The 12,016-nt window shown below is 66.3% G+C and carries 11 protein-coding genes; 3 read left to right on the top strand and 8 right to left on the bottom strand.

Features of this window, described 5'->3' with window-relative positions; all coding sequences use genetic code 11:
• Nucleotides 1–46: 46 nt before the first annotated feature.
• The 5 genes from eno to WKC72_RS36540 all read right to left on the bottom strand — a co-directional run bounded on the left by eno (nucleotide 47) and on the right by WKC72_RS36540 (nucleotide 5,648).
• Nucleotides 47–1,333 carry a phosphopyruvate hydratase gene (gene eno, locus WKC72_RS36560; protein WP_370181202.1) on the bottom strand — a complete coding sequence of 429 codons (1,287 nt, stop codon included), beginning with the start codon at nucleotides 1,331–1,333 and terminating at the stop codon, nucleotides 47–49.
• A gap of 37 nt (nucleotides 1,334–1,370) precedes the next feature.
• The gene (locus WKC72_RS36555) at nucleotides 1,371–1,676 is read right to left on the bottom strand and encodes a WhiB family transcriptional regulator (protein ID WP_245973520.1); all 306 of its coding nucleotides are present in this window, start codon (nucleotides 1,674–1,676) and stop codon (nucleotides 1,371–1,373) included.
• A 113-nt stretch (nucleotides 1,677–1,789) separates the two neighbouring features.
• Entirely contained in the window at nucleotides 1,790–2,917 is a 1,128-nt protein-coding gene (locus WKC72_RS36550) for a glycerate kinase (protein ID WP_370181201.1), read from the bottom strand.
• A 35-nt stretch (nucleotides 2,918–2,952) separates the two neighbouring features.
• On the bottom strand, nucleotides 2,953–4,422 hold the full coding sequence (dctA, locus tag WKC72_RS36545; protein WP_128639941.1) for a C4-dicarboxylate transporter DctA: 1,470 nt from the start codon (nucleotides 4,420–4,422) through the stop codon (nucleotides 2,953–2,955).
• 131 nt (nucleotides 4,423–4,553) lie between these two features.
• Complete coding sequence (locus tag WKC72_RS36540; RefSeq protein WP_268791588.1) at nucleotides 4,554–5,648, bottom strand: tartrate dehydrogenase; 1,095 nt, start codon at nucleotides 5,646–5,648, stop codon at nucleotides 4,554–4,556.
• A gap of 214 nt (nucleotides 5,649–5,862) precedes the next feature.
• Between WKC72_RS36540 and WKC72_RS36535 the strand changes: the two genes are divergently transcribed.
• Nucleotides 5,863–6,795: a LysR family transcriptional regulator gene (locus tag WKC72_RS36535; RefSeq protein ID WP_037230614.1), complete on the top strand. Its 933-nt coding sequence runs from the start codon at nucleotides 5,863–5,865 to the stop codon at nucleotides 6,793–6,795.
• A 46-nt stretch (nucleotides 6,796–6,841) separates the two neighbouring features.
• On the opposite strand, the gene WKC72_RS36530 is transcribed toward WKC72_RS36535, so the two are convergent.
• Nucleotides 6,842–8,443 carry an MFS transporter gene (locus tag WKC72_RS36530; RefSeq protein ID WP_128639939.1) on the bottom strand — a complete coding sequence of 534 codons (1,602 nt, stop codon included), beginning with the start codon at nucleotides 8,441–8,443 and terminating at the stop codon, nucleotides 6,842–6,844.
• A 152-nt stretch (nucleotides 8,444–8,595) separates the two neighbouring features.
• Here WKC72_RS36530 and WKC72_RS36525 point away from each other — a divergent pair, with 152 nt between their 5' ends.
• Nucleotides 8,596–8,922: an amphi-Trp domain-containing protein gene (locus WKC72_RS36525; RefSeq protein WP_037230610.1), complete on the top strand. Its 327-nt coding sequence runs from the start codon at nucleotides 8,596–8,598 to the stop codon at nucleotides 8,920–8,922.
• A gap of 11 nt (nucleotides 8,923–8,933) precedes the next feature.
• Here the strand turns inward: WKC72_RS36525 and WKC72_RS36520 are convergent, their stop codons facing one another.
• A complete protein-coding gene (locus WKC72_RS36520; RefSeq protein WP_037230608.1) occupies nucleotides 8,934–9,755 on the bottom strand; it encodes a class II glutamine amidotransferase in 822 nt (273 codons plus the stop codon).
• 177 nt (nucleotides 9,756–9,932) lie between these two features.
• Between WKC72_RS36520 and WKC72_RS36515 the strand changes: the two genes are divergently transcribed.
• Nucleotides 9,933–11,351, top strand: a complete 1,419-nt coding sequence (locus WKC72_RS36515) for a DUF2252 domain-containing protein (RefSeq protein ID WP_245973365.1) — start codon at nucleotides 9,933–9,935, stop codon at nucleotides 11,349–11,351.
• Between the two features lie 46 nt (nucleotides 11,352–11,397).
• On the opposite strand, the gene WKC72_RS36510 is transcribed toward WKC72_RS36515, so the two are convergent.
• Nucleotides 11,398–11,922, bottom strand: a complete 525-nt coding sequence (locus WKC72_RS36510) for a hypothetical protein (RefSeq protein WP_370181200.1) — start codon at nucleotides 11,920–11,922, stop codon at nucleotides 11,398–11,400.
• Nucleotides 11,923–12,016: the final 94 nt, after the last annotated feature.

Below are 12,016 nucleotides of genomic sequence, written 5' to 3'. Positions count from 1 at the left end.
GTGGTCCTTCGTTGTGCGGAAACGGCGGAGCGTGTCGTGCAGAGCGTCAGCGGGTAGATGCGAATCGCGGGAATGCGACCTCGCCGGCGTAGCGGGCGGCGTCGCCCAGGTTCTCCTCGATGCGCAGCAGCTGGTTGTACTTGGCGACGCGCTCGCTGCGGGCGGGGGCACCGGTCTTGATCTGACCGCTGCCCACGGCGACCGCGAGGTCGGCGATGGTGGTGTCCTCGGTCTCACCGGACCGGTGGCTCATCATCGTCTTGTAGCCGTTGCGGTGCGCGAGGTCGACGGCGTCGAGGGTCTCGGTCAGCGTGCCGATCTGGTTGACCTTCACCAGCAGCGCGTTCGCGGCGCCCTTGACGATGCCCTCTTCCAGACGCTCCGGGTTGGTGACGAACAGGTCGTCACCGACCAGCTGGACCTTGTTGCCGATCTGATCGGTCAAGGAGACCCAGCCGTCCCAGTCGTCCTCGTCCAGCGGGTCCTCGATGGACACGATCGGGTAGGCGTCGACCAGCTCGGCGTAGAACGCCGCCATCTCCTCCGCGGTCCGGTTGCTGCCCTCGAACTTGTAGCCGGTTCCGTCGGTGTAGAACTCGGTGGCGGCGACGTCGAGCGCCAGCGCCACGTCGGTGCCCAGCACCAGGCCCGTCTTGCCGATCGCGACGCTGATCAGATCCAGCGCCTCCTTGGTGCCCGCGACGTCGGGGGCGAAGCCGCCCTCGTCACCGAGACCGGTGGCCAGGCCCTTCTCCTTCAGCACCGACTCGAGGGCGTGGTACACCTCGGCGCCCCAGCGCAGCGACTCCTTGAACGTGGCGGCACCGATCGGGGCGACCATGAACTCCTGGACGTCGACACCGGTGTCGGCGTGCGCACCACCGTTGAGGATGTTCATCATCGGGACGGGAAGGACGTGGGCGTTGGGGCCGCCGACGTAACGGAAGAGATCCAGACCCGACGACTCGGCGGCCGCACGGGCCACTGCCAGCGACGCACCCAGCAGCGCGTTGGCGCCCAGACGCGACTTGTCCGGGGTGCCGTCGGCGTCCAGCAGGGCCTGGTCGACGGTCCGCTGCTCGGTGGCGTCGATCCCGATGATGGCCGGAGCGATCTCGCTCAGGACGGCCTCGACGGCCTTCTCGACACCCTTGCCGCCGTACCGGTCGCCGCCGTCACGCAGTTCGACGGCCTCGTGCTCACCGGTCGATGCACCCGACGGGACCGCGGCGCGAGCGAAACTTCCGTCGTCGAGCAGCACCTCGACCTCCACCGTGGGGTTACCACGGGAATCGAGGATCTCACGGGCTCCGACCTGGACGATGTGGGACACGAAGAATGCTCCTGACGATAGGTGTGCTGACTGTTGTTCAGCAAGAGAGGGTTTCGAGCAGTCGGCGGGGATGCAGTGCGCGTTCCCTGGCGGTCATCCCACCCCAGACCCCGTAGGGTTCGCCTGCTTCGAGAGCGTGTTCGCGGCATTCGGTGAGGACGGGGCAGTCCTGGCAGATCCGTTTGGCACGGTATTCGATTCGCGTCCGCGCCGGCCCGCGCAAGTTGGTGGGCGGGAAGAACACGGCGGTGTCGCTGCCGCGGCACAACGCGTGCAGCTGCCAGTCCCAGAGTTCGGTGCGGGGGCGGGGGAGTTCGGCGGCGGAGGTGGTGTACCGCTGGATCGCCTTGTGGGCGAGGACGGGATCCACGATGTCATCCTTCGGCTCCGCAACCGGCGGGGTATGCCGCTGCCACGGCGTGATCGGGGGCAGGGCGCGGCGCCCGGTTGGACCGGTCATCGCGCGATGGCCGGGGCTGCCACGTTGTCTCCGATGTCGTGCCCGATCCGGGCAAGGAGTTCGGCGGTCAGGTCGGGGTCGGCGGCAGTGTCGCGATCGGTGTAGTCGCCGAGCGCGTAAATGAAATCGAATCCTGCCGCCGCCCAATGAGTCCGGGGAAGGGTGTTGCGGCCGGCGACCGCGACGACGGGCACGGGGTGGGCGCGGCGAGCCAGGATGGTGAGGAGTTTGCCGTGCTCGGTTTGGTCGTCGATGCTTCCCTCGCCGGTGACCACCAGGTCCATTCCTGCGAGGTAGCCGTCGAAGTCGAGCAGGTCGAGGAAGTAGTCGGCGCCGGAGACCATGCGCGCGCCGAGCAGCATGGCGGCGAATCCGATCCCGCCGGCGCTGCCGGCGCCGGGGGAGTTCGCCACCCTCCTGGCCTCGGGATAGCCGCTGCGGGTCAGGGCATCGATCAGGGTGTTCAGGCCGGTGTCGAGGAACTGCACGTCGGACTCGGTGGCGCCCTTCTGTGGACCGTAGACCGCGGCGGCACCGGTCGGCCCGGTCAGCGGATTGGTGACATCGCCGGCGACCACGATCTCGACTCCGGACAGGTTCACCGCGCGGGATGCATCCACCGAATGGACGTCCGGCAGAGTCCTCCCACACGCCCGGAGCTGTCGGCCGTGGGCGTCGTAGAAGATGAAACCCAACGAGGCGAGCATGCCCATACCGCCGTCCGTGCCGGCGGACCCGCCCAGGGCCAGGACCAACCGTGTGGGGTGATGGCGCAGGGCGTGCCCGATCGCCTGGCCCATACCCAGACTCGCTGCGTCGAGAGGGACTCGGCGGCCGCCGGGAAGAGTCGCGAGACCGCACGTGTTCGCGACCTCGACGACCGCGGTGGTTCCCGCGACAGCGATTCGTCCGCGCTGCGGTGTTCCGGTCGCGCCGGCAACGGTGATCGGGTGCGGGGTGAATCCGACCGCCACCGCTGCGTCGACGCTGCCGTCACCGCCGTCGGCGAGCGGTAACCGCCTGCTGTCGAGACCCGCGGCGGCGAGCCCGGCCGAGAGATGCTCGGCGACCTGCGCCGCGGTGAGCGATCCCTTGAACTTGTCCGGGGCAACCAGAACCCTCATCGGCCTTCCCTTCTCGTGTGCAGTGCGGGGTGCGGTCATCGCTGGGTGGAGTGCGCGGGCGTCGTCGCCGCGTGGTCGAGCCGTTCGTGGTCGATGCGGACGGTGTCGCCGTGGCGCGGTTCGTGGTGGTGATGCTTTTCCCGCGGTTCCTGTTCCAGGATCTCCATGTCGAAGTCGTTCTCGACGTCACCGTCCGGTGGGGGAAGCACTTCACCGGAGAACACGCGGCGGGCGCGGTCGACGTCGAGTTCGTGGTTCCATTTGGCGACGAACAGGGTGGCGACGGCGTTGCCGATGAAGTTCACCAGGGCGCGGCATTCGGACATGAACTTGTCGATACCGAAGATGAGCATGATGCCGGCTGCGGGGATGGTGCCGAGTGTGCTCAATGTTGCTGTCAGTGCGATGAATCCGCCTCCGGCAACACCTGCGGCACCCTTGGAGGTGAGGAGCATGACGCCGAGGAGGCCGAGCTGCTGCGGAATCGACAGGTCGGTGTTGGTGGCCTGCGCGATGTACAGCGCGGCGAGGGAGAGGTAGATGGCGGCCCCGTCGAGGTTGAAACTGTAGCCGGTGGGCACGACGAGCCCGACCGTGGGCTTCTTGACTCCGGCGTACTCCAGCTTCCGCATCAAACCGGGCAGCGCGGGCTCGGCAGTGGAGGTGCCGAGAATGAGCAGGAGCTCCTCCTTGAAGAAGCCGAGCATGCGGAAGATGTTGAGCCGCAAGTACGCCATGACCGATCCGAGGACCACGAAGACGAAGAACGCGGATGTGACGTAGAACAGCAGGATCAGGCTGCCGAGGCTGGTGAGGGTGGAGACACCGTACTTGCCGATGGCGAAGGCCATGGCGCCGAACGCACCGAGGGGTGCGAGCTTCATGATGAAACTCAGGACCTTGAAGACGACCGCGGTGAGGCGTTCGACGGCGTCCCGGATCGGTGCGGCGATCTGTCCCACCGCGTTGATGGCGACCCCGAAGATGACGGCGAGGAATATGACCTGGAGGATGTCGCCCTCGACGAACGGGCCGAACACGCTGTCCGGGACCAGGTGGGTGATGAACTCCCACCACTGTTTCTCTTCACCGGTCTGAATCAGTTTGTTGGCGGAGTCGGTGGTTTCCAGCGAGGCGGCGTCGGCGTTCACCCCGTCCCCGAGTCGGAAGAGGTTGATCGCGACGAGGCCGGTGAGCAGCGCGAGGATCGTTCCGACCTGGAAGTAGGTCAGCGCTTTGATCCCGGTCAGCCCGACCTTCTTCAGGTCCGCGACACTCGCGATGCCGCCGACGATCGTCAGGAACACGATCGGGCAGATCAGCATCTTCATGGCCGTGATGAAGGTGGTGCCGATCGGCTCCATCGCCTCGCCGGTGTCCGGCCAGAGCCACCCGACCAGGATGCCGAGCACGATCGCGATGAGAACCCAGAAGTACAGTTGCCTGTACCACGGTTTCTTCACCGTCGCCGGGTGGTAACTCGCTGCGCTGCTGGGTGTTTCCATGACATTCACCTCGGGTGAGAGTGTTCAGGGTGTGAAGACGGGGTGGTCGAGAGTTACCGACCGTTCGAGGGGTGGGGGCCCGACCCGGCAGATCCTGCCGAGTCGGGCCGGCTGCACATGTGGATTGCAGGTCAGGCCGGGGTCAGCGCGGTCTGCAGAGCGTGCACGATCGCCTCGGTGACAGCGTCGGTGTCCGACGAGCCGCCGATGTCGCGGGTCAGTGCCCCGCTCGCGGTGGCGGCCTCGATGGCGGCTTCGACGCGGCGTGCCTCGTCGTGCAGTCCGAAGTGGTCGAGCATCAGGGCGGCGCTGGCGATCGCGCCGATCGGGTTGCTGATGCCCTGGCCCGCGATGTCGGGTGCAGAACCGTGGACGGGTTCGAACATGCTCGGGAAGCGGCGCTCGGGGTTGAGGTTCGCGCTCGCCGCGACACCGAGGCTTCCCGCGAGCGCGGAGCCGAGGTCGGAGAGAATGTCGGCGTTGAGATTCGACGCCACCACCACGGACAGGTCTTCCGGGTGCAGGATGAACTTCGCGCTCATGGCGTCGACGAGGACGCTTTCGGTCGCGACGTCGGGGTAGTCGAGGGCGACGCGGTTGAAGACCTCGTCCCACAGGACCATGCCGTACTGCTGGGCGTTGGACTTGGTGACGCTGGAAACCTTCTTCACCGTGCGGGTGCGGGCCAGGTCGAACGCGAACCGCATGATGCGCTCGCAGCCCTTCTCGGTGAACAGCGCTGTCTGCAGCGCGACCTCGTTGCCCGGTCCGCGGCCGCTGAGGTTACGTCCGCCGAGGCCGGCGTACTCGCCTTCGCTGTTCTCCCGGACGACGACCCAGTCGAGTTCGGTGTCGTCGGCCTTGCGCAGCGGGGACTGCACGCCGGGGAGGAACTTCACGGGCCGCACATTGGCCCACTGGTCGAAGTTCTGGGTGATGTTGAGCCGCAGTCCCCAGAGGCTGATGTGGTCGGGGACGTTCTCCCAGCCGACCGCGCCGAAGTAGATGGCGTCGAACGCCTTCAGGGTGTCGAGGCCGTCATCGGCCATCATCTTCCCGGTCTGCTCGTAGTACCCGCATCCCCAGGGAAATTCTTCCCACTCGAAGGCGAAGCGCCCACCGGACTGATCTGCGAGGACGTCGAGCACTCGCCGTCCGGCAGCGACGACCTCCTTGCCGACGCCGTCGGCGGGGATCGATGCAATCTTGAACGTCTGCGGTGCCATGTCGTTGCCTCCATCGTGTTGTGCTCGTCACAGTGTGTGATGCATTCATTAACCCGTCACAATCGCGCAGCGTCCATGACCAAGACTCGATCCGGCTTATAGGTTTCACCTAATCGAAACGTGTTTTCGCAGGTAGAGTGAGTGTGCACGCTTGCAGGCGCCCGACGGTCACCCTCGAGGGGTCGGCGCAGATCGACGGAAATGAGGGGTTCGGATGGACGCACGTCAGTTGAGGTACTTCCTGGCCGTGGTCGATCAGGGAGGCATCAACCGGGCAGCGGAAACGCTGCTGATCGCGCAGCCCTCGCTCTCCCAGTCGATATCCGCGCTCGAACGGGAACTCGGGGTACCGCTCTTTCACCGCGTCGGACGCCGGCTGGTGCTCAGTGACGCCGGCGAAACGCTCGTCGGTCCTGCCCGCGTGGTGCTGCGCGATCTCGAGGACGCGAAGGCGTCCGTCGATGCGCTGAAAGGGCTGCGCGCCGGTCGGGTGGACCTGATCACGATGCCGTCACCCGGGATCGAACCCCTCACCACGATCCTCACCAGCTTCAGCCGCACCTATCCTTCGGTCACCGTCAACGCCGAGGCCGCGTTCACTCCCGAGGAGGTGCTGCACGCCGTCCGCACCGGCGTCTGCGAGGTCGGGATCCTGGGTTCACCCGCCGCGGTGCGCGCCCCCGAACTCGACGTCGTCGCGCTCGAAAGCCAGCCGCTGATCCTCCTCTCCGGGCCGGGCGCCGAAACACCGGCCCGCCCGGAGATTCGGAGATCCGAGCTGTCCGGATTCCGGTTGATCGTCTCGCAGCGCGGATCGTTGATGCGAACCCTCGTCGACGAGGTCCTCGCCAGCGGCGTCGCAGCCACCATCGTCGCCGAGGTCGCCCACCGGACGTCGATCCTGCCGATGGTGCTCAGCGGATTCGGGCAGGCCGTCATGCCGTCGTCGTGGGCGCCGTCGGCCAGGCAGGCCGGCGCCACCGTGCACCGCATCGTCCCCGAGTCCTACCTGCACGTCGCCGCAGTCTGCCGGCGAACCCACCTCACACCACCCGCGCGTACGCTCATGGACGAGGCACGACAGTATGCGGCGCGAACACCCGCCGCCTGGGAAGCGCCTGCAGCGGAGAGCCCGCAAAACTCCTGAACGACAGTCGTGCCCACGACCCCTTGCGGTGTCGACTGTCGGGGATTCAGCCCAGATCTGTCCCTTCGCCCGAGTTCTGTGGTGTCGGGTCCGGGATCCGCCTCATGCGGAACGAGTTGAACACCCCGATGAGGCCGGCGAGGATGGGGATGAGCAGTGCGACCTGAAGGGCGAGGGGTCGTGCGTCCGTGTTGATGCGGACGATCTCGTCCTGAATTTCCGGGGGTTGGTCGACGAGCAGTTGTTCGAGCTGGGTGTTGCTCATGACTTCGGCGTCGTCCTCGAGCACCTGCGCGACCTGTTGCTGCTCTGCAGGCGGGAGCACGGTGCTCGATTCCGCCATCGCCGTGAAGGTGAGCGACAGTGTTGCCAGCATGATGGCGCCGGCGAACGCCAGTCCGAACGACAGTCCGAACGATCCCGCCGCAGAATTGACGCTGGCGGCTTCGCTGATCCGCTCCTCCTCGATCGGGGCGAGTGTGTAGTTGTTGAGTTGAGACACCAGCAATCCCAACCCTGATCCGGCAACCATCAGGGGGATCAGGAGGCCCCAGCCGAACTCGGCGCGCGGCACGATCGGGATCAGTACCGCGATCCCGATCGTGAGAAGCACGAATCCCCACCGGATGATGCTGCTCGGGCGCCGGTCGCCCGCCTTCTTGCCCGCGAGCAACGCCACCGCGAACATGCTGAGGGAGAGGGGTGCGAGAGACAAGCCCGCCTGCATCGCGTTGTACTCGAGCACCATCTGCAGGTAGATCGGCAGCGCGATCATCGTGCCACCCAGGGCGATCTGCTGGAGCATCTGCCCCGAGATGCCCAGCCGGAAGATCTTGGAGCGGAACAGGTCCGGGTCCAGCAGTGCTGGCTTCCCTTGACGTTTGCGCCGCACGAGCCAGTACGCCAGCACGGCCATCGCAGTCGCACCGATCACCAGGAGCGCCGCTACGGATTCGCCACCCTCCTGCCACACCAGGATTCCCAGCACGATGCCGCCCATCCCCAGAACGGAGAGGGCCGCGCCCACCAGGTCGATGACTCGGGGTCCGGTGTACGGCACATCGCGGACCAGTTTGATGCCGGACAGGACGACCGCGATGATGACGACCTCGAGGACGAACCCGACGCGCCACGAGAGGTAGGTGGTGATGAAACCGCCGAGCAGCGGTCCGACGGCGGCGGCGATCGCGGCCGCCGCCCCGACCAGGGCGTAGACCTTCTTCTGAGCGGCGCCTTCGAAGTTGCCGTGGATGAGGGACTGCATGGCGGGCAAGAGGAGTGACGCGCCGATTCCACCCAGCACGGCCCAGAAGATGATGATCGCGGTCAGGCTCTGTGCGAGTGCCATCGCCGTCGCACCGACTGCGTAGCCGAGCAGGCCGAGGACATACGCCCGTTTGCGTCCGATGAGGTCGCCGACCTTGCCACCGATCAGGATGAACGCGGCGGATACCAGCGCCTCGAGCGCGATCGCCGCCTGGACGCCGCTGACGGTCGTGTCGAGGTCGCGGACCACCGAGGAAATCGACACGTTCATCAGCGACGTGTCGACGACGAGCACGAACATCGCCATCGCCAACAGAATCGCGAGGAGTCGTGGTGGGCCGGCTGCCCGCTTCGAATCACTCGTCGTCGGTTCTTCGATCATAGGAGGCCCACCGTCCGTCCATCGAGCGCTGCACCGAGTGTCCCACTGTGGGGACGACGAAGCTACAACTTCACTTTGTTATCGGTTCGATCCGGCCACCGGTCTCGCGGCAGTTACGGTGATCAGACACTGCACCGAGGTGAGGAGTCGCCGTGCCCAAACTGGAGATCAAGAGGAAGTCCGAGCTCTCCCGGAAAGAGGTGTCCGACCGGCTCATCGCGCTCGGACAGGCCCTCGCGAGCGGCTCCGAGGTGGAACTGGGCTCGGGTGGCGACTCGATTTCCGTCGTCGTCGGCGACCGGGTCCGGTGGGAGCTCGAGATAGAGGTCGACGGCGACGAGACCGAGATCGAAATCGAAATCAGTTGGCGCGACGATCCGTCCGAAGAATCCACCGCCGACGCGGAACCGGAATCGGAGAGTCCGCCTCCCGTCAAGACCGCGCGTCGGGGGCGGCCTCGCAAGAGCACCGCCAAGTGAGCTTCGCGAAGTCAGGCCGGTGAGATCGGTTCGAACGGCCGGATTTCGTCCTGGCCCGGTCGGACCACCCCGGCAGAGGATTCCGGCACTTCGTTCCACGCGTCTTCGAGGTCGCGGAGGGGCTCGGAGACCACGAAGCGGGTCTCCCCACTCAGTTCGCGCAGCACCTCGACCTCCGGGTGCAGTGCGCGCACCTTCGCGACCTCGGTGGAGAAGAACAGCGACCTCGACTGCCGCTCACTCGAATAGCGGAAGACCCACAGCGATTCACCGTCGGTGGTCGCGACGGTCATCTGCACCGGATGCTCGACCCCGTATGTGTGGCCGACGTCTTCGACGAAGCCGACCGCCCGGGCAACGGCACCGAACGGATCGTCGACGAGACCGAACGTCAGGGCGAGGAAGAACAGCGTCTCGGAGTCGGTCGACCCTTCGATGTCGGAGAACAGCGACGGGTCGACGGCCATCACCAGGTCGCGTCTGATCTCGTGGAATCCGCGCAGTGCGCCGTTGTGGACCCACAACCACCGCCCGTGCCGGAAGGGGTGACAATTGCTGCGCTGCACGGGCGTCCCGGTCGAGGCGCGGACGTGCGCGAGCAGCATCGGTGTTCGCACCTGACCGGCGATCTCCCGCAAATTGCTGTCGTTCCAGGCCGGTTCGATGCTCTTGTACACCGCCGGCTCACTGCCTTCGCCGTACCAGCCGACACCGAACCCGTCACCATTGGTGGTCGTCGCCCCGAGACGCGAGTGCAGACTCTGATCGATCAGCGAATGCACCGGTCGGAACAACAGGTCCTCCGCGAGGATCGGCTCACCCGAGTACGCCATCCACCGGCACATACATCAATTCAAGCAGAACGGCACCGCGATCACACCCCCCGTTCACCGACGAACATGCTGGTATCTGCCGCCGACCCCCTCCGGGCGGAGGAGAATGGGAACCAACCGGCCATATCGCGTCGCTCGAGGAAGGCGGAGAGCCATGTCCGAGGAATCTACGGCCCGATGACGAACTACGCGGAACACGACGAACCGGCGGCGCGTCCGGGCCGGTCCGAGCGCGCGCAACGAGGGGCGGCGGCGCGCCGAGACACTCCGCCGGCTGCCCTCGCGGAGCACGGCGTCGCCGATCGGCGCGATCCGGTGGGCCTCCTCGCGAGGCAGGCACAGGAGAGAGTCGCGGAACTCGTTCCGATCCGGTACGGGCGCATGGCGGCGACGGCGTTCGCCTTCTACCGTGGTGCCGCCGCGATCATGGCCGACGACCTGTCCCGCTCGCCCACCACGGGCCTGCGCACGCAGCTCTGCGGCGATGCGCACCTGAGCAACTTCGGAATCTTCGCGACCCCGGAACGCCGGCTGGCATTCGACATCAACGACTTCGACGAGACACATCCCGGTCCCTTCGAATGGGATGTCAAGCGCCTGGTCGCCAGCCTCGCGATCGCGGCGCAGGAGAACGGGTTCAGCGGCAAGAAGACCAGGAACATTGCCCTCGCCTGCGCCGCCGAGTACCGCGAAACCATTGCCAAACAGGCGGAACTGGGAAACCTGGCCGTCTGGTACTCCCACATCGAGCCCACAACGGAACTCGTGGAGCTTCGAGCCGAGCTGGGCAAGGCAGACACGAAACGCGCCCGCACAACTCTCGAGAAGGCGAGGCGCCGTGACAGCGTCCAAGCGCTCTCCAAGCTGACTGCCGTGGTGGACGGTGAGAGGCGGATCATCAGCGACCCACCACTGTTGGTCCCGGTCGAGGAGTTGTACGCGGGCGAGGACCTCGAATCGTTGGACCGCGACATCCGACACCGTCTGAACGTGTACGCGCAGTCTCTGCGATGGAACCACCGCATCCTCTACGACCAGTTCCGGATGGTGCAGATCGCCCGCAAGGTTGTCGGGGTCGGCAGCGTGGGCACCCGCACCTGGATCATCCTGATGCTGGGAGCAGACGACGACGATCCGCTGTTTCTCCAGGTCAAGGAGGCGGGTTCGTCCGTGCTGTCGCGTTACGTCGACGGACCGTCGTTCGCGACGGAAGGCGAACGGGTGGTCAGCGGACAGCGGCTGATGCAGGCCGCGAGCGACATCTTCCTGGGCTGGGAACGTGGCGTGGGTCCCGACGGCGTCGAGCGGGACTTCTACGTGCGCCAACTGCGGGACGGCAAGGGTTCGGCGGTGGTCGAATCCCAGACACCCAAGGTCATGATGTTGTACGGCCGAATGTGTGCACGGGCCCTCGCCTATGCACACGCCCGGGCCGGCGATCGGATCGCGATCGCCGCCTATCTCGGGGACGACACCGAATTCGAACATGCGATAGCAGAATTCGCTGAAACGTACGCCGAGCAGAACACCGGAGACCATGCGGCCCTGCTCGAGGCCATCGCCGCGGGCCGCGTCGTCGCAGCCACCGGTTTCTGAACAGCGACGTCGGTCGGCTGGGTTCGGCTTCGCCGGCCGGGACGGTTCAGAAGATCTGCATGAAGCGGTACCAGTCGCCTTCGATGTGCTGATAGCCGATCTCACCGTCGCGCCGGGGTCGGCCGAGCTTGTCGGTGCCGTGCGGCAGATGAGCGACTCCGACCAGGTTGACCAGGCCGCCTTCGAGGAAGAAATGGCAGCCGGTGTCGAAAGCCTCGACCCGCCAGGCGTCGTACAGGCCGATCCGCTGGTCCTCGGACGATGGGGTGCACGTCTGCGCGTACGCGGTCAGTTCACCCACCGACAGCCGCCACCCGAGGTCGGACGGCACACCGAAGAACACGAGGGTCGCCGTCAGCACCACGATCGCCGGTGCAAGGCAGATGCGCCGATCCCACCGGTACCGCCCCAGCTGTACGGCGGCGAGGATCAGCCACACGGCACCCAGAATCAGAAGGGCGAAACCGGCAAGTACGACGTACGGGAAGACCGGGTCGAGCGGAATCGTGATCACCAGCGTCGCAGCGCAGGCGAATGCGACGAATGCAGTGAGAACGATTCCGGTCGCCACCCGCCACCACCGCGGCGTTTCCGTTCGGTGGCGAGCTCTGCGTTGTATCGACTGTTCGTCGCGGCCGTCCGTCATGGGTCTCCGTTCGCCGGCG

This window comes from Rhodococcus wratislaviensis, assembly GCF_041228765.1.
In the GTDB taxonomy this organism is placed as follows: Bacteria; Actinomycetota; Actinomycetes; order Mycobacteriales; family Mycobacteriaceae; genus Rhodococcus_F; species Rhodococcus_F wratislaviensis.
This window is presented reverse-complemented; position numbering and strand designations above follow the sequence as displayed.